Origin of the sequence: Luteibacter sp. UNCMF366Tsu5.1, from assembly GCF_900119235.1 — a bacterium.
In the GTDB taxonomy this organism is placed as follows: domain Bacteria; phylum Pseudomonadota; class Gammaproteobacteria; order Xanthomonadales; family Rhodanobacteraceae; genus Luteibacter; species Luteibacter flocculans.
This window is the reverse complement of sequence record NZ_FPIS01000001.1, coordinates 107,725-125,888: the sequence shown is the minus strand read 5'-3', so window position 1 is coordinate 125,888 and position 18,164 is coordinate 107,725. Positions and strand designations below refer to the sequence as shown.

The window sequence follows — 18,164 nt, the reverse complement described above, 5'->3', positions numbered from 1 at the left end:
TCAGGACTCCAGGCAGGCAAGGGTGCGGCGAGCAGGGAGCAGGCCGCGTGAAGCGGATGCGACATCGGCAGCACTGCCATGAAGCCATGCCGCGGACGGCGAAGGCGTCGTGTCGAGGCCGATCTCGCTCTCGCCGAAGTTGACATACAAAGTCAGGGTGGCCGCGCCGAGCGACCATGCCACTACGAAGGCACGTTCGCCCAGTGCGGAAGCGCCGAGGCTACGCGCCGTGTCGATGTAGGGCGCCACGTGCTTCTGGCGCAGCGCGATCAAGGTACGGACCAACGCACGTCGCGCATCCCCCTTTGTTTCGTCGCGTACAGGAATGGAGGCGGTGAACGTCTCGTACTCGTTCGGATCGGGAATGGTCTCCCCCGAGAAGCCCGAGAACGCCTCGAACTCCTTCCGTCGGCCGTCGCGCACCGCACGGCGCAGGTCGTCGTCCGGGAAATCGGTGAAGAACAGGAACGGCGTACGGCTCGCCCATTCCTCACCCATGAACAGCATCGGCACGAACGGCGCGAGCAGCAGCAGCGCGAGCGCCGCTTCGACGGTCTCTGGCGCAACGAGGGTCTCCAGCCGATCGCCGAAGGCACGGTTGCCGACCTGGTCGTGGTTCTGCAGGAAATTGACGAAGCGTGCCGGCGGCAGATGCGCACAGGGCTCGCCGCGGCGGCGACCTCCCATCGCTTCGCCCTGGAAGGCAAAGCCTTCGCGGAGGCTGCGCAGCAGCTTCTCCATCGGCGGTCGATAGTGCGCGTAATAGCCCTCGTGCTCATCCGTAAGAAGCACGTGCAAGGCGTTGTGGAAGTCGTCGTTCCACTGGGCGTCGAATCGTTCCGGCGCCAGCAAGTGTGCCTGGTTCGCTTCGTTTTCGAGCACGAGGTGCACGTGGCGCTCAGGACCGGTCGCCGCACGCACGCGCGCCGCCAGCGACGCGAGCCAGCCCGGGTTGCCGATCGCATGCACGGCATCGAAACGCAGTCCGTCGAAGCGGAACTCCTCGATCCAGTACAGAGCGTTGTGGACGAAGTAATCGCCCACCTGCGGCGTCGCCACGCCGATCGCCGCGCCCCACGGCGTATGTGCTGCTTCGTCGAAGAAGGGAGACGCATAGGCGCCGAGATAATTGCCATCGGGACCGAAGTGGTTGTAGACCACGTCGAGAAACACCATAAGTCCGAGACCGTGGGCTGTATCCACGAGCGACTTCAGGTCGTCGGGCGAACCGTATGCCGCAGCCGGCGCGTACGGCAACACCCCGTCGTAGCCCCAGTTGCGTTCGCCGGGGAACTGCGAGATCGGCATCAGTTCGATGGCGGTAATGCCAAGTGAGGCCAGATGCGGCAGCATCATTTCCACGCCATGGAAGCCACCGAGCACGCCAGGATGAAGTTCATAGATCACCGTCTCGTGCCACGGACGGCCTCTCCATTCCGTATGACGCCATTCGTAGGCCGTCGGATCGGTGACCACGCTGTAGCCGTGGACATCGCCATCTCGCTGGCGTCGCGATGCCGGGTCCGGTACCGCCGTGCCGTCGTCGAAGCGGAAGCGGTAACCCGTCCCCGGTTCCGCTGGACACACGCATTCGAACCAGCCGTCGTCGAGCGCACGCATGCGCGACACATGGCCGTCATCGCATTCGATGGACGCCGACTCCTTGTCCGGCGCCCAGAGGCGGAACCGCGTACGTCCGTCGCCGAGCGGCTTGAATCCGTACGGCATGGCGTGGAAATGGCGTTCACTCATGCGGGTTCGGTCCGCACGGTGGCAGCAAGCATGACGACACAGCGGCCCTCCACTTCGATCGTCGGCTCGTTCCACGCCACCTCCGGCGCCGTGGGCGAAGCGGTGTTGCAGCACAGCCGCCAGTTCGCCGCAGGCTGCGGGAGCGTGAAGACATGCATCTCTGGCGTGGCATTGAACAGCACCAGGGTCACGTCCGCACGCTTTTCGCCCTGTGCCTGGACGCGACGCAAGGCCAGCAGACGGCCTTCCGTGTAGCCCCAGGCTTCCTGGTCCATCTCGGTACCGCGTTCGTCGAACCAGGCGACCTCGCGCATGCCCGGCACCACGTCCTTGTCGCCGCGAAGAAAGTGCGCGGCACGCAAGGTCGGGTGCTGCTCGCGGAGCCGGATCAGCCGCGCGGTGAAGTCCGCCAGTTCCCTGCCCTGCTCCGAGGTGGCCTGCTTCCAGTCGTACCAGGAAAGCTCGTTGTCCTGGCAATACGCGTTGTTGTTGCCGTGCTGCGTGCGCCCGAATTCGTCGCCGCCGAGCAGCATCGGCGTGCCGTGGGAAAAGAACATCGTGGCGAGCATGGAGCGCTTGACCCGGTCGCGCGCGGTGCGGATACCCTGGTCGTCCGTAGGGCCCTCGGCGCCGTAGTTGTAGCTCTCGTTGTCGTTGCCCCCGTCGCGGTTGTCTTCGCCGTTGGCTTCATTGTGCTTGTCGTTGTAGCTGACCAGGTCTTCCAGCGTGAAGCCGTCGTGCGCCGTAATGAAGTTGACCGATGCCCACGGCTTGCGGCGCTGGTGATCGAACAGCTCGCCCGATGCCTGCAAGCGACCGGCGAGCGCGCCGCGCATGTTGGCGTCGCCCTTCCAGAAGCGGCGGATGTCGTCGCGATACTTGCCGTTCCACTCGGCGAAGCCAGGGGGATGGTTGCCAAGCTGGTAACCGCCCGGACCGATGTCCCACGGCTCGGAAATCAGTTTGACGTTGGCCAGCACGGGGTCCTGGCGCATGGCGTCGAATAGACCGCAGTTCGGATCGAAACCATGCTCCTCGCGCCCCAGGCTCACGCCGAGATCGAAGCGAAACCCGTCCACGTGGAAGGTCTGCACCCAGTACCGGAGCGAATCCATGACCAGCTGCAACACGCGGGGATGCGCGGTGTTCACGGTATTGCCGGTGCCGGTGTCGTTGATGCAGTAGCGCGGATTGTCCGGCATCAACCGGTAATAGCTCTTGTTGTCGAGGCCGCGGAACGACATCGTCGTGCCCAGCTCGCTTCCCTCACAGGTATGGTTGTAGACCACGTCGAGGATGACCTCGATACCGGCGGCATGCAGCGCCTGCACTGCCGCGCGGATCTCGTTGAGCGCACCCTCGGCCAGATACGCCGGTTCCGGCGCGAAGAACGCCAGGGTGTTGTAGCCCCAGTAGTTGCGCAGTTTCATTTCCGTGAGGCGGCGATCCTGCAAGTACGCATGGACCGGCAACAGCTCCACGGCGGTGACGCCGAGCTTCACCAGGTAGTCGATCACATAGGGATCGGCCAGCGCGATGAAGGTGCCGCGCTCGTGTTGCCGGATGCGCTTCAACGAACGAGTGAAACCCTTGAGATGGGTTTCGTAGATCACCGTCTCGTTCCACGGCGTATGTGGGCGGTTGCCGTGGGTCCAATGCATCGGCTCATCCACCACCACGGCCTTCGGCATGGCGGCAGCGCTGTCGCGGCGATCGAACGACAGGTCCGCGCGGGGACTGGACACGCGATAACCGTGCAACGCATCCGACCAACGCACCTGCCCGTGCAGCAATCGGGCATAGGGATCGAGCAGCAACTTGTTGGGATTGAAGCGGTGGCCTTCTTCCGGCGCATAAGGGCCATGCGCACGGAACCCGTACAAGGTGCCGCCGCGTACGCGTGGCAGGTAGCCGTGCCAGACCTCATCGGTGCATTCGGGAAGGTCGTAACGCGCGATCTCGCGCTTGCCGGACGGATCGAAGAGACAAAGCTCAATGCGCTCGGCGTGAGCCGAGAACACGGCGAAGTTCGTGCCCATGCCATCGCATGTTGCGCCGAGCGGATAAGGCATGCCGGATTGCATGCGTTCGGGAAGTACGGGCATCGATGTTCCTTGTTAGTCGGCAACCAGGATGAGCGTGGACAGCGGCGGAAGGCTGAGCACCAACGAACGGTCGAACCCATGCGCTGGAACGTCCTGCGCATGCCGCTCGCCGTCGTTGCCGACGCCGGAACCGCCGTAGTCCTTCGCATCCGAGTTGATCGCTTCACGCCAGCGGCCGCCTTCGGGGACGCCAATGCGGAAGCTGTGATGGGGAGCGGGGGTCATGTTGCTGATGACCAATGCAGGTCGTGCGCCATCGGCGAAACGCAGCCAGGCAAAGATGCTCTGCTCGGCGCCGTCACCGATGACCCAACGAAAACCGCGCGGGTCGGTGTCCCAGGCATGCAATGCCGGGGTGGCTGCATAAAGACGGTTCAAATCGCGCACAAGCGCCTGCACGCCACGATGCAACGGATGGTCGAGCAGGTCCCAGGCGATCTGGGCATCGTGGTTCCATTCGTGCGGCTGAGCGATTTCCCCGCCAGTGAACAGGAGCTTCTTGCCTGGATGACCCCACATGAAACCGTAATAGGCACGCAGGTTGGCGAAGCGTTGCCATTCGTCGCCCGGCATCCGACCCAGCAACGAACGCTTACCGTGCACGACTTCATCGTGCGACAGCGGCAGCACGAATTTCTCGGAATAGGCGTAGACCATGCTGAAGGTCATCTCGCCGTGGTGCCAGCGCCGATGGATCGGATCGCGCGACATGTACTCCAGCGAATCGTGCATCCAGCCCATGTTCCACTTGAAGGTGAAACCCAGGCCACCCTGCTCCACGGGCTGCGTAACCCCGGGCCATGCGGTGGATTCTTCCGCAATGGTCATGCAATCCGGATGGCGCTCGGCCACGAGTTGGTTGACCCGGCGCAGGAAGGCGATGGATTCGAGGTTCTCGCGGCCACCGTGGATGTTGGGCACCCACTCCCCGTGCTTGCGCGAATAGTCGCGATAGAGCATGGACGCTACGGCATCCACGCGCAGGCCATCGATGTGGAAGCGCTCCAGCCAGGCAAGCGCACTCGCCACGAGAAACGCGGACACCTCGTTACGACCGAGGTTGAAGATCAGCGTGTTCCAGTCCTGGTGGTAACCCTCGCGCGGGTCGGCATGTTCGTAGAGCGGCGTGCCGTCGAAGTGCGCCAATCCGTGAATATCGGTCGGAAAATGCGCCGGCACCCAATCGACGATCACGCCGACGCCGGCTTCGTGGCAGCGGTCGACGAAGCGTGCGAAGGCTTCCGGGGTGCCAAAGCGCGACGTAGGTGCGAACTGGCCCAGCGGCTGGTAGCCCCACGAGCCGCCGAACGGATGCTCGGAAATCGGCAGCAGCTCGATGTGGCTGAAGCCCATGCCTGCGACGTAGGGAATGAGGCGCTCGCCCAGTTCGTCCCAATGCAGTTCGCGCCCGTCCTTGTCGCGCAGCCAGGAGCCCGCGTGCAATTCGTAGATGGACAGCGGCGAACCGGCATGATGCAAGGCGCCGCGACGACGCATCCAGGCCTCGTCGGTCCAGCGGAAGGCCGCGGGGTCGGCCACGATCGATGCCGTTGCCGGAGGGAGCTCCGCGGCAAGCGCGACGGGATCCGCGCGCTGGGTCAGCGAGCCATCGGCGCCCCATATCTCGTACTTGTAGCGCGCGCCCGGCAGCAGGCCCGGCACGAACAACTCCCAGACGCCAGCCGGTACGCGCTTGCGCATCGGGTGGCGGCGACCGTCCCAACTGTTGAAGTCGCCAACGACGCTGACGCGTTTCGCGTTCGGCGCCCAGACGGCGAAGCGCACACCATGGACGCCATCGACCACCGTGGGATGCGCACCAAGGCAGCGGAACAACTCGATGTGCTGCCCATCGGAGAGCAGACGCAGATCCTCGTCGTCGAGCAAGGTGCCAAATGCATAAGGATCGTGCGTGTCCTGCGTCGCTGCCGGCCATTGCACGCGAAGCCGATACTCGCCCTCGGCATCGTGGAAGCCCGCGAACAGCCCCGTGGGATGCACACGGCTCAAGGCACCGAGCGTCCGTCCCTCCGCGTCGATCAACTCGACGTTCGTCGCGCCCGGTTGCAGCGTACGCACGACGCGGCGCCCTTCCACGTCATGCGGACCGAGCAGTGCGAACGGGTCACCGTGCCGGCCGTCCACCAGCGCGTCGACAGCCGCGGCATCCGTCAGACCGTAGGTGCGCGGATCGGTCATACGTTCTTCTCCCGTGCATGGCCTGACCCACCCTGCGCAAGGGCCAGGAGCCCGCGCAGCGGCACGTCCAGCCAGGCCGGCCGATTATTGGCCTCGTAGACGATTTCGTAGGCGGCCTTCTCGATCACGAACAATTCGAGCAAGGCGTCGAAGGCTTCGGCATCCACCCAGCGCACCGGGGCGGCAGCGAGCACCGCTCGGTAGGCGTCGAGGAACACCTTGGCCGAACGCGCGTGGAAGCGTTCGAGGTACGGACCGAACCCGGCATCTTCTATCGGAGCCAGGCCGTCCTCGCCACGGCGCGCCATGGCCGCTGCGTAGTCGAGCGAGCGAAGAAAGCCCGCGACGTCCCGCAACGGCGAACGTTTGCCGCGACGCTCCTCCAGCGAACGTGCCGGTTCGCCCTCGAAGTCGATGATGTATGCGTCGTCCTGCACCACCAGGACCTGGCCGAGATGGAAGTCGCCATGGGTACGCGTCGCGAGCGCGCCCTGCCCCGCAGCAGCGAGGTCGTCGAGTCGACGTCCCAGCGATTCGGCCTGTTCACGCAGCGCCTTCGCTTCGCTTGCCAGCGCTTCCGGCAAGTCCTTGGCCGACTCCACGGAGTGCATCGCGCGCCCGAGTTGGGTGCGGACGTCCTCGCGCCAAGCGGCCATCGTGTCGTTACCTGCGGTTTCCGGCGCGAACGCCGGCAGCTCGCTCGGCCGAGCCAGCAGCGCGTGCAGCTCGCCAAGCCGCGTGCCGACCGCCGTCGCAAATGCGTCGTAGCCGCCTTCGATTTCGGCGCACCGCTCCTCGTCGTCGGAATGGCTGTACTCGTCATAGCTGCGACGCAGATAGTCGAGCGTCCAGCCCCAGGCATCGCCCTGATTGCGCAGGAAACCCTGCAACACCGCGAGCGTGGTGCGTTCGCCGTGTTCGTCCACGCGGACCACTTCACCGAGCAGCGGTGCGGTGTTCGCGTAGCCGTTTTCCGTGAGATACCGGCTCATTTCCACTTCGGGATTGATACCCGCGGATGTGCGGCGGAACAGCTTCACCACGCCAGCGTCGTGCAGGATCATCGAGCTGTTCGATTGCTCGGCGGAGAGCCAGCGGTTCTCGATCGCGAGATCGAACGTCACCGTAGCGAACGCCGCCGTAGTTTCAAAACGCACTGCACCGCCGCTATGGATCGGAAGCTCGGCGTTCTGACGCAGGCCGATCAGCAGGCCGCTGGCAAAAGCTTCGAGTGCGAAGCCATCGGTCAGCAAGCCGATGCGCCGCCCACGGCGCACGCGCGCCAAAGCGAGTTGCTGGGCGCGGGACGTAGGATTCTCGTCCTCCCAAACAATGCCCGCGGGCAAGCTGTAGCGTTCCGTGCCCCCGTCAGACAGCGTGGCCTCCACCTCGGTAAAGATGAGGTCGTCACCGCGATCCGGCCATGGCACGGCATAAAGAATACGCACCCCCTCGATGCCGCGGTCCTTGGCGGCAAACCAGCGACGCACCGAGAGATAGTTCGGCAGCACCTGCTTCTCGATCACGCCACGGTGGTGCGCCATGACCGGCCCTTCCACCAGCGCGCCGCGCAGGACGAGCGTCTCGTAGTCGGGCATGGGTTCTGCGGGGACTTCATGCCACGAAGGCATCTGCGCGTTCGGGCAGATCTGGAACGCGTAGAACCCGTAAGGCGGCAAGGTGAGCAGATACGGCAGCTGGCCGATCGGCGGGAACGACGAACCACCCATGATCTCGATGGGCACTTGTCCGTCGAAGCCACCAAGGTCCAGTTCCACGGCCTGCAGCGAACGCGACATGTTCGCCACGCAAAGCACCTGCTCGCCCTCGAACTCGCGCAGGTACGCCAGGACCTTGCGGTTGCCTGGATAGAGGAATTTCAGCGTACCGCGCCCGAACGCCTTGTACCGCTTGCGCACGGCAAGCATGCGCCGGGTCCAGTTGAGCAGCGAGTGGGGATCGCGCGACTGCGCTTCCACATTGATTGCCTGGAAGCCGTAGAGCGGATCCATGATCGGCGGCAGCACAAGGCTCGCCGGATCGGCGCGCGAGAAGCCGCCGTTGCGGTCTACCGACCACTGCATGGGCGTGCGCACGCCATCGCGATCGCCGAGATGAATGTTGTCGCCCATGCCGATTTCGTCGCCGTAATAAAGCACCGGCGTGCCGGGCATCGAGAGCAGCAGAGCGTTCATCAACTCGATGCGGCGGCGGTCGCGCTCCAACAGCGGCGCAAGGCGACGGCGAATACCGAGATTGATGCGCGCGCGGCGGTCGGCGGCGTACGTTTGCCACAGATAGTCGCGCTCGCTGTCAGTGACCATTTCGAGGGTCAGCTCGTCATGGTTGCGCAGGAAGATCGCCCACTGGCAATTGTCGGGAATGGCCGGCGTCTGCCGCATGATGTCCGTGATCGGAAACCGGTCCTCGCGCGCGATCGCCATGTACATGCGCGGCATCAGTGGGAAGTGGAACGCCATGTGGCATTCGTCGCCCTGACCGAAGTAATCCTGCGTGTCCTCGGGCCACTGATTCGCCTCGGCCAGCAGCATGCGGTCGGGATAATGCTGGTCGATCTCGGCGCGCATCAGCTTGAGTATCTGATGCGTCTCCGGCAGGTTTTCGTTATTGGTGCCCTCGCGCTCGATAAGGTAAGGCACCGCGTCGAGGCGCAGGCCATCCACGCCCAGGTCGAGCCAGAACCGCATGACGTCCAGCACGGCCTTCAGCACGGCGGGATTGTCGAAATTGAGGTCGGGCTGGTGCGAGAAAAAGCGATGCCAGAAGTATTGACCCGCGACCGGGTCCCAGGTCCAGTTCGACTTCTCGGTATCCAGGAAGATGATGCGCGTACCGTCGTACGCCTGATCGGTATCCGACCAGACGTAGAAGTCACGTGCCGCCGAGCCCTTCTTCGCATGCCGCGCGCGCTGGAACCACGGATGCTGGTCGGACGTATGGTTGATGACCAGCTCGGTAATGACGCGCAGGCCGCGCGCATGCGCTTCCGCGATGAACCGCTTTGCGTCGGCGAGCTTGCCGTAGTCAGGATGCACCGCCTTGTACTCGGCGATGTCGTAACCGTCGTCACGCCGCGGACTGGGGTAGAACGGCAGCAGCCAAAGCGTATTGACGCCCAGTTCGGCGATGTAGTCCAGCTTGTCGATCAGCCCCTGGAAGTCACCGACGCCATCGTCGTTGGCGTCGAAGAAGGACTTGACGTGCACCTGGTAGATGATCGCGTCCTTGTACCAAAGCGGATCGCTCGAGAAGTCGCGCGTGGCCGCCTGCTTTTTTCCTTTAACGCGTGTTGCCATGAATCAGACTCCGGGAAGCCGCACGTGCCACACCGCATAAGGCTGGCCAAGGCCTAGCCATACATGCTGTGTCGTTCCGCGCCAGGTGAGGGATTGGTCGTGCAGAAGATCGGTGACATCGAGCGTCGCGTCGGCGGCGAGGTCCCAGTCGCTCAGCGGCAACGTCAGGTCCGCCGCTTGCGCGTTGTGTGGGTCCATGCTGATCGCCACCAACACGAGGTCGTCGCCTGCGCGCTTTTCGAAGAACAGCACCTGATCGTTGCTCGCCGGCAGGAAGCGCACACCAAGATGCGTCTGCAAGGCAGGATGCGCGCGGCGAATGCGATTCAGGCGAGTGATCTCCGCCACGATGTTTCCGGGCGCCGTGAAATCGCGGATACGGATCTCGTATTTCTCTGAATCGAGGTATTCCTCTTTCCCCGGCACCGGCGCGGCTTCGCACAGCTCGAATCCCGAATACATGCCCCACAACCCGGACAGCGTCGTTGCCAGCGCCGCGCGGATGAGAAAGCCGGGACGCCCGGAGGTCTGCAAGAAGTACGGATTGATATCGGGCGTGTTGACGAAGAAGTTCGGACGGAAGAAGTCCTTCGGTGGCGTCGTCGTCAGTTCGGTGAGGTAGTCGATGAACTCGCGCTTCGTATTGCGCCAGGTGAAGTAGGTATACGACTGGCTGAAGCCCGCCTTGGCGAGGCGATACATCGGCTTGGGCCGGGTGAAGGCTTCGGACAGGAACAGCGCATCGGGATACTTCGCGCGCACCCTCGCAATCATCCATTCCCAGAAAGGGAACGGTTTCGTGTGCGGATTATCGACGCGGAAGGTACGTACGCCCTCCGCCGCCCAGAACAGCACCACATCGCACAAGGCCTGCCACAGCGACGGAATCGCGCCGTCGGCGTAGAAGTCGACGTTGACGATGTCCTGGTATTTCTTGGGCGGGTTTTCCGCGTATTTGATGCTGCCGTCTGGACGCCAGTCGAACCACTCCGGGTGTTCCTTGAGCCAGGGATGATCCGGAGAGCACTGGATGGCAAAGTCGAGTGCCAGCTCCAGACCATGCTCATGCGCCGCGTCGCGCAGCGCACGGAAATCGTCGAGCGTGCCCAACTGCGGGTGGATAGCCGTGTGTCCGCCATCGGGCGAACCGATCGCATACGGGCTGCCCGGATCGTCGGGGCCCGGCGTCAGCGTATTGTTCGGGCCTTTGCGGAAGGCCTTGCCGATCGGGTGGATCGGCGGGAAGTACAGGACGTCGAAACCCATGTCCCGAATCGCCGGCAAACGCGCGATCGTGTTGCGGAACGTGCCGTGATGGTGCGGGTCGTCGGTCATGGAACGCGGGAACAACTCGTACCAGCTGGCGAAGACCGCCTCGCGACGATCCACTTCGACGAGGTAGCTGTCGGTCGTGGTCGCGCGGTCGCGCGGATCGGTCGCCGTCATGAGGGCGAGCGTGGCGTCGTCGAGCAGTATCTCCACACGCGCCTCGCCGTCGACCTTGCCCACGGCAGTGGCGAGTTGGCGCAAGGCTTTTGCGCGGGGGCCGGCGGCGGCAGCGGCGCGTTTCTCCACCAACAGGCGCCCCTCCTCCAGCTCCAGCGCGATCGGCACGTTCGCTTCGTGCTTCAGTTCGAGTTCGTGCCGGTAGGTGGCGAAAGGATCGCGCCACGCTTCCACCTGGAATTCGTACCGCCCGATACGGGTAGGCGTGAAGCTGGCGGTGTGGATGTCGTTGTTCACCAGTTCCATCGGTGTTTCGCGCCAACCCTTCTCGTCCACGGCGCGATAGCGCAGGCGTGCGGCAAGCACATCGTGGCCGTCCATGAAGATGTCGGCGGTGACGACGATAGCCTCGCCGACGACGCGCTTGGCGGGAAACTGGCCGCCATCGACGATCGGCTGCACCGCTTCGATCACCACACGCGGCGCACGTGAGGCCGCCTGCAACATCTCCTTCTGCACCGACGCGCCCTGCTTGCGCTTGACTGGCACAGACGGGGTTCCGGTCAGCGTCAGCACCTCGCCGGGTGCCAGGCAGATACCCTCGCCCTGGTCGAATACCTTTCTGCCGTCCGGCGTCGTCCACGGCGAGAAGTGCCCTGCCGCGCCCATCAAGGCGTACGCGGCTGCGAACGGCGCATCGCGATCCAATGAAGCGTTCACCAACGTCAACCTCGCCAGCGGCGCGGTGCGCGGATCGTTACCTTCCACGGTGAGAAACACTGCCACGCCCTGCTGGATCGACAGATGCGGGGGCGCCAGCACGCGATTCGGCACAACGGCATTTGCCTTTTTCACCGCCTCGGTGAGGTCCAGCAGCGCACCCTTGCCCAGTTCTGCGGGGGAAAGCGGATGGCCGCGGCGAGGGTCGAGCGCGTCGTGAAGCGCATATTCGAACCCCACCGGCATCATCCATCCCGCCGGCGCGGTAGCACTGAAGGCGATCGCGCGACGGTATGCGTGATCGCGCTGATTCTCCTCCCCGAGCGCATCGCCCAGCCGGGCCCCGAAGGGTTCTTCGGTACAAGCCAGCGAGGGGGCGATCGCCGCCAGCCGCTCGACTTCCTCGGCGTACCAGGGAGCCCGGAAGTCCCACCAGTTGGCCGACGAGACCACAGCGTCGAACCGTGCGCCGCGCAGCGCGACCAGTTCGTCGGGTGTGGTGCCGGGCGTCCAGGCGAGGAACGCCACCGAGGCGTCCTCGCGGACGGCGTCGATCAAGGGGTTCCATACCGACGCGCGCAGCCGCTGCGGATGGATCACGCGGTAACCCGAGACTCCTGCCTTCGTCCAGGCGCGCAACCGATCGATCCACCAGTCCGTGGCCTCGTCGACCACGTCGGGATCGTTGAGTCGCCACCGAGCACTGTCGCTCTCGCTCGGCGTCCAGCGCGGATCGGGCGTGCCATGTTGCTGATCGGCGACTGCACGGAACCACGCCGGATGCTCATGGCGAACCGGCGCATCGGCGGCCAGTTCGTCGAGCGGAAGGTCCAGCCAGAGTTCCAGGTCGTGCGCGCGGCACGCCTTGGCAATCTGGGCCAGCCGTATCGTGGCATCGCCGTCGCCGACGATAGCCGGATTCATGCGATCGAAGTCGCGAGTGACGAAAACGTCGCCACAGGGCGATGTGTCGAAGGGTGGCGCCACCAGCAGTTGGCGGAAGCCCAGGCTTGCAGCGTGTTCGATCCACGCGGTCCAGGCCGTCAATGGCCCCGCAAGCAGCGGATGCAGGTAATAGATTCGGAAAGGCGCACTCGGGCTGGCCGGCATGTGACTCGCGTTCCTGGCAGAAGGACACAAGCATGCCGGGCCGGATGTGTGCATCGCGCCAATGACCCGGGCACGCGAAGGTCATGACAGTGACGCATCCGGGCGTTGCGGCAATGTGAATGCCGCAACGCGTGTTTTCTTACGCAGGCAGCGCGGGCGCGCGCTTATTGGCCGAACTTGATTTCCTCGGCCTCGTGGCCGCGGTCCCATCCGCGTAATTCGTCGCGAATGTGCGCGATGCGCTGGCGTCCGAGGGCATTGCGCTCCTCATCGAGTACCAGGCCGTCGAGCAGCTCAGCCAGACGCTGCGCGGTGGGCAGCATCGCATCCCACGCATCGAGCGCAGGCACCGGGCCAGGCAAGGCCATGAAGAAGGACAGGCCCGGCGTCTGCAGCGTAGCGATGCGCGCCATGTCGAAATTGCCGGGCTTGACGAGGTTCGCCACGCTGAAGATCGGCCCCTGCTCCGGATGACCATCGACCAGGCGGTGGTAGATGCCCATGTCTCCGAATTCGAGACCGGCCTTCTCGGCGGCGACGACCAGGTCGGCGCCCTGGAACTTGATGCCTTCGCGCGCCACGACGTAAAGGCTGACGATGCGCTCCACCGGCGCGTGCGGCGGCCGGCGGCCGAGATCGGAGCGCGGCGGCGCCTTCGGCGGCGCGGGGGGCGGAACGGGTGCGGGGGCCGGAGCCGGCACCGGAGCGGCAACAGGGCTCACCGGCTCGTCGATATCGAACGGCAGATCCAGCCGAGGGTCCACGCGAGGCGGGCGAGGCGCGGCCTCTTCGGGCAGGACCGGTGCGGCTGACGCGGTACGTTCGCCAGCCAGCGACGCCCCCAGGCGCTCCAGTTCGGCGCGCAGGTCCACGTCGAGCTCGCCCTGCGCGGGCCGTGGGGTGAACAAGGGGTCGTCGGCGTCGTCGCGAGCGGCAAAGGACGCCTCGGCCGCCACATCCTCGTCGGCTTCGTCGCCGAACACCGGCTCGCGCCGCTCGCGTGCGCGCTCCGGCTGTTCCACCGGCTTGCGCCGGCCCTGCTCCTTGCGCGGCTGCCCGAACAGCCAGAGCAGAACGAGCACGACGATGCCAACGAAGAGCATCGGAATGCCGACGGCAGGGTTCCAGGCGAGGCCGATGGCGGGATTCATGAATTCGATTCCTTGCAGAAAAACGCTCTGATGCTTAGGCGACGCCGGCCAGCTTGGACGCCTCGGCCAGATCGACCTGGACGAGACGCGACACGCCCGGCTCGCGCATGGTAACGCCGCAGAGCTGATGCGCGGCCTCCATCGTGGCTTTGTTGTGGCTCACGAAGATGAATTGCACCTTCTCGCTCATCTCGCGAACCATGGCGGAGAAGCGCCCGACGTTGGCTTCGTCGAGCGGCGCGTCCACCTCGTCGAGCAGGCAGAACGGCGCCGGGTTCAGCCCGAAGATCGCGAACACGAGCGACACGGCCGTGAGCGCTTTCTCACCACCGGACAACAGCGTGATGTTGGAGACCCGCTTGCCCGGCGGGCGCGCCATGATGGCAACGCCAGTGTCGAGGAGGTCCTCGCCGGTGAGTTCCAGGTACGCATGGCCACCACCGAACAGGCGCGGGAACAGTTCCTGCACGCCAGCGTTCACGCGGTCGAAGGTCTCCTTGAAGCGCTGCCGCGTCTCACGGTCGATCTTCTTGATCGCGCCTTCGAGGGTTTCGAGGGCGCTGCCGAGGTCGGCCAACTGCGCGTCGAGGTATTCCTTGCGCTGCGACTGCTCGGCGTGCTCCTGAATCGCCGCCAGGTTCACCGGCTCGAGGCGCGCGATCTTCTGCGAGAGGTCGGCGAGCTGCCGCTGCCAGTGCTCCGGCTCGGCATCTTCGGCCAGTTCCGTGAGCAACGCGTCGAGCTCCAGGCCGGAGGCAACGATGGCCTGGGCCAGTTGTTCGGCACGAAGCTGCAAGGCCTGGGCTGCGAGTCGCTTCTCCGAGACGCTTTCGCGAACCTGGTTGAGCACATGCTCGATGCGCTGACGTTCCTGCTCCAGACGACGGAACTCTGCGTCGCAGTCTTCCAGCGCACGGCGGGCGTCCACCAGCTGGCGATCCACCAGCAGGCGTTGATCGAGATAGGTCTGCCGCTCGGCTTCCAGCTCCGCGATGGGGTCGGAGCCCGCGGCAAGCTGCTGGTCGATCTCGTCGCGGCGCGCCACGACCTGGCGCATCTGCGCATCCAGGCGACCCAGCGCCTGTTCGAGCGAGGCAAGTGCGGCGCGCTTGGATTCCATGCTCAAAGCAAGCTGATGCGCCTGGTCGGCGGCTTCGCGTGCATTGATGCGCGCCTCTTCGCGCGCTTCGAGCAGTTCGCGTCGCTCGTTTTCCAGGCCGCGGCGTTCGTCTTCGCGGTCGCCCATGTGGCCGACGGCCTCATCGAGACGTGCGCGGGCTTCGCGGGTCTGGCCTTCCAGTTCGTCGAGCTGGTCGATGATGGCGGAAATTTCGCCACCGACCTTTTCAGCACGCGCGCGTGCCGTTTCCATCTTGCCGCGCTGGCTCTGCAACTGCCCCGCCAGCTCCGAAAGACGGCGATGGGCGGCATACAGGTCGCGTTGCGCGTCGTCGCGCTGACGCTCGGTTTCGACCTTGCGCGCGCGCAGGTCTTCGAGTTGTTCGGTGCGCTCCTCGATGGAGGCCTCAAGCGTTTCGATCTGCTCGGCGAGCTGACGGATGTCGCGTTCGCGCGCGAGCACACCCACCTGATTGCCCTGCGCACGCAGCACACGCGCCCAGCCCGGCCCCATCCAGGCGCCGTCGCGGGTGATCACCGATTGATGCGCGGCCAGTGTCGGCACGCGCGCCGCCGCATCTTCCACGGAATCGGCGACCCACACCTGGCTCAGCAGGTTCACTGCGGCCAACGGACCACGCACGTGCGCCGCGAGCGTACCGGCCGTGCCGGGACCACCGGCAGCCTTTGCGAACAGAGCCACATCGGCCTGACCCAGGGCCGAGAACTCGGAGGTCAAGGCTTCCGGAGCATCGACGAGCACGCCGTCGAGCACGCCGGCGAGCACCGTTTCCACGGCGGATTCATAGCCCGCATCGACCTGGAGGGATTCGCCGAGACGCCGCGAACGATCCAGGCCGAGCTTTGCCAGCCAGCCGCTGGCGGCCGATTCTTCCTGACCCAGTGCCGCGCTCTGCAATGCTTCGAGCGACGCCTGCCGGCCGCGCGCCGTCTGCAACTGCTGGCGGGCATCGTTGAGCGCCGACTGCACCTGGCGTTCTTCGTCCAGCACCCGCTCGTAGGAGACCTTGTGCTGGTCGAGCACGCCACCGAGCTGTTCCACTCGCTCGCGCTGCGTGTCGTGTTCCGTTTCCAGTTGTTCCGCCGCGGCATCGAGCGCGGCGACGTCGGTGGCGCGCTGCTCGGCTTCGAGCGCTTCGCGGCGCTTGGACAGATCGACCGCCTGGCGGTCGAGATAGGCCAGCTTCGTGCGCTCCACTTCCGCCGCGCGGCTGGATTCGGAGGCGCCGCGCGTATGCGCGTCCCAGCGTTGCTGCCAGTCGGCCAGCCGGGCTTCAGTGGCGCGTTGGACCTCGCCGGTTTCGTCCTGGATCTGTTGCAGCGCCTCCAGCTTCGGTTCGCCCTCGGCCAGCGCCATGCGCAGGGTTTCCACCTGCTCGCGATCGGTCTCGATGTGACCGCGGAGTTCTTCGTATTCGCGCTCGGCGTCGGCACGCGAACGGGTCAACCGCTCGTTGAGGTCACGGTTGTGCCGGACCTGCTGCTCCACGCGGGCGATCTCGGCGCCGACCTTGTACACCTCGGCCTGCACTTGATTAAGGTGCTCGCTGGCGCCCTGATGGCGCTCGCGCACGCTTTCCAGCTGCGCCTCGACCTGGCGCTGCCCGGCGAGATGCTTCTCGATTTCGAGTTCCGCCTCGCGCAGGCCGGAGCCCTCACCCTCGTGCTGGCGATGCAGCGTGCGGTATTCCAGTGCGCGAAGCTCGGCCTCGCGGCGGGTATGTTCTTCCTTGAAGGCCTTCCAGCGTTCGGCCGCGCGAGCCTGGCGATTGAGGTGGTCGAGCTGTTTTTCCACCTCGTCGCGCACGTCGCGTACGCGATCGAGGTTCTCGCGGGTGGACTTGATGCGGCTCTCGGTTTCCTTGCGCCGCTCCTTGTACTTCGAGATGCCGGCGGCTTCCTCGAGGTGGGTGCGGAGTTCTTCCGGCGCCGCTTCGATGATCTGGCTGATCATGCCCTGCTCGATGATCGAGTAGGAACGCGGTCCCAGGCCGGTGCCGAGGAACAGGTCGGTGATGTCACGGCGGCGACAGCGCGCGCCATTGAGGAAATAGGCGGATTGACCGTCGCGACTCACGACGCGCTTGACCGAGATCTCGGCAAAGCTGGCGTATTCGCCCTGGATCGTGGCGTCGCTGTTGTCGAAGATGAGTTCCACGGCCGCCTGGCCGACGGGCTTGCGTGCGCTGGAACCGGAGAAGATGACGTCTGTGAGCGAATCGCCACGCAAGCGGCTGGCGGCCGACTCGCCCATGACCCAGCGGATGGCGTCGATGATGTTCGACTTGCCGCAGCCATTGGGGCCGACGACGCCGGTCATATTGGTGGGCAGGTGCAGCGTGGTGGGGTCGACGAAGGACTTGAATCCCGCCAGCTTGATCGTGGTCAGACGCATTATGGTTTCCGTTGGGACGCGGCCGTGGACTCCGTTCGGGAGCCTCCCCCTGGCTGGTCGACCACTTTGCCAAAGGGGGACGGGGTGCGCAATACGCGAGATTACCCGAAGAAACGTTGGCAACCTGTTGTTCTACTTGGCGTCAGTTACCCGCTCGCCCGTAGGAGCCGCTGCAGCGACGAGGGAAATCTTGCGAGAGCGCGGCCAGGTTTTCCTCGCCGCCATGGCGGCTCCTACGCGCCAGGCGATCATTCCCCCGGCGCGCGAGCTTCGATGGATAACGCGTGGATGCCGTCCGGCATCATGTCCCCCAGTGCCTCGTAGACCATGCGGTGACGCTGGATCGGGTTCTTGCCCGCGAAGGCCGGACTGACGATGCGAGCGAAGAAATGCCCCTTGCCTTGCCCCGAATGACCCACGTGCTTGTGGCCCTCGTCGATCACATCCAGCTCGACCGGGGCCAGGGCCTCGGTCAGCAACTGACGGATGCGTTCGACCTTTTCGACGGTCACGGCAGCACGGCCTTGAACGGGCGGACGGTCACCTCACGATAGACGCCGGCTGCCACGTAGGGATCGGCGTCGGCCCAGGCCTTGGCGGTGGGCAGATCGACGAATTCGGCAACGATCATGCTGCCGCTGAAACCCGCCGCGCCCGGGTCCTCCGAGTCGATCGCAGGAAACGGACCGGCCAGCTTCAGCCGCCCTTCGTCCTTGAGCGCATTCAGACGCGCCAGATGCGCCGGCCGCGCAGCCAGTCGGTTTTCCAGCGAATTCGGGTGATCGAGAGCGACGATGGCATACAGCATGGGGATAGCTCCGGGTGCGAG

General features: G+C 65.2%; 9 protein-coding genes. All 9 read right to left on the bottom strand.

The window, feature by feature from the left end; translation table 11 throughout:
* Positions 1-1,752, bottom strand: a complete 1,752-nt coding sequence (treZ, locus tag BT115_RS00505; protein ID WP_072320617.1) for a malto-oligosyltrehalose trehalohydrolase — start codon at positions 1,750-1,752, stop codon at positions 1-3.
* Positions 1,749-3,857, bottom strand: coding sequence for a glycogen debranching protein GlgX (gene glgX / locus BT115_RS00500; protein ID WP_072320616.1), 2,109 nt, complete (start codon positions 3,855-3,857; stop codon positions 1,749-1,751). The genes treZ and glgX overlap by 4 nt, the downstream gene beginning before the upstream one ends.
* Before the next feature lie 12 nt (positions 3,858-3,869).
* On the bottom strand, positions 3,870-6,056 hold the full coding sequence (glgB, locus tag BT115_RS00495; protein ID WP_072320615.1) for a 1,4-alpha-glucan branching protein GlgB: 2,187 nt from the start codon (positions 6,054-6,056) through the stop codon (positions 3,870-3,872).
* Positions 6,053-9,373: a maltose alpha-D-glucosyltransferase gene (gene treS / locus BT115_RS00490; protein WP_072320614.1), complete on the bottom strand. Its 3,321-nt coding sequence runs from the start codon at positions 9,371-9,373 to the stop codon at positions 6,053-6,055. Before treS ends, glgB begins: the two co-directional genes overlap by 4 nt.
* Positions 9,374-9,376: 3 nt before the next feature.
* The gene (locus tag BT115_RS00485) at positions 9,377-12,649 is read right to left on the bottom strand and encodes a maltotransferase domain-containing protein (RefSeq protein ID WP_072320613.1); all 3,273 of its coding nucleotides are present in this window, start codon (positions 12,647-12,649) and stop codon (positions 9,377-9,379) included.
* A 164-nt stretch (positions 12,650-12,813) separates the two neighbouring features.
* Positions 12,814-13,800, bottom strand: a complete 987-nt coding sequence (gene zipA / locus BT115_RS00480; RefSeq protein ID WP_072320612.1) for a cell division protein ZipA — start codon at positions 13,798-13,800, stop codon at positions 12,814-12,816.
* A gap of 34 nt (positions 13,801-13,834) precedes the next feature.
* A complete protein-coding gene (gene smc, locus BT115_RS00475) occupies positions 13,835-17,335 on the bottom strand; it encodes a chromosome segregation protein SMC (RefSeq protein ID WP_072320611.1) in 3,501 nt (1,166 codons plus the stop codon).
* A gap of 248 nt (positions 17,336-17,583) precedes the next feature.
* Positions 17,584-17,847 carry a BolA family protein gene (locus BT115_RS00470; protein WP_072320610.1) on the bottom strand — a complete coding sequence of 88 codons (264 nt, stop codon included), beginning with the start codon at positions 17,845-17,847 and terminating at the stop codon, positions 17,584-17,586.
* Entirely contained in the window at positions 17,844-18,143 is a 300-nt protein-coding gene (locus BT115_RS00465) for a YciI family protein (RefSeq protein WP_072320609.1), read from the bottom strand. The genes BT115_RS00470 and BT115_RS00465 overlap by 4 nt, the downstream gene beginning before the upstream one ends.
* Between the last annotated feature and the right edge of the window lie 21 nt (positions 18,144-18,164).

Coding starts and splice junctions, on each gene's coding strand:
- BT115_RS00465 (WP_072320609.1), bottom strand. CDS start 18,143: ATGCTGTATGCCATCGTCGCTCTCGATCACCCGAATTCGCTGGAAAAC.
- zipA (WP_072320612.1), bottom strand. CDS start 13,800: ATGAATCCCGCCATCGGCCTCGCCTGGAACCCTGCCGTCGGCATTCCG.
- glgX (WP_072320616.1), bottom strand. CDS start 3,857: ATGCCCGTACTTCCCGAACGCATGCAATCCGGCATGCCTTATCCGCTC.
- treS (WP_072320614.1), bottom strand. CDS start 9,373: ATGGCAACACGCGTTAAAGGAAAAAAGCAGGCGGCCACGCGCGACTTC.
- smc (WP_072320611.1), bottom strand. CDS start 17,335: ATGCGTCTGACCACGATCAAGCTGGCGGGATTCAAGTCCTTCGTCGAC.
- treZ (WP_072320617.1), bottom strand. CDS start 1,752: ATGAGTGAACGCCATTTCCACGCCATGCCGTACGGATTCAAGCCGCTC.
- BT115_RS00485 (WP_072320613.1), bottom strand. CDS start 12,649: ATGCCGGCCAGCCCGAGTGCGCCTTTCCGAATCTATTACCTGCATCCG.
- glgB (WP_072320615.1), bottom strand. CDS start 6,056: ATGACCGATCCGCGCACCTACGGTCTGACGGATGCCGCGGCTGTCGAC.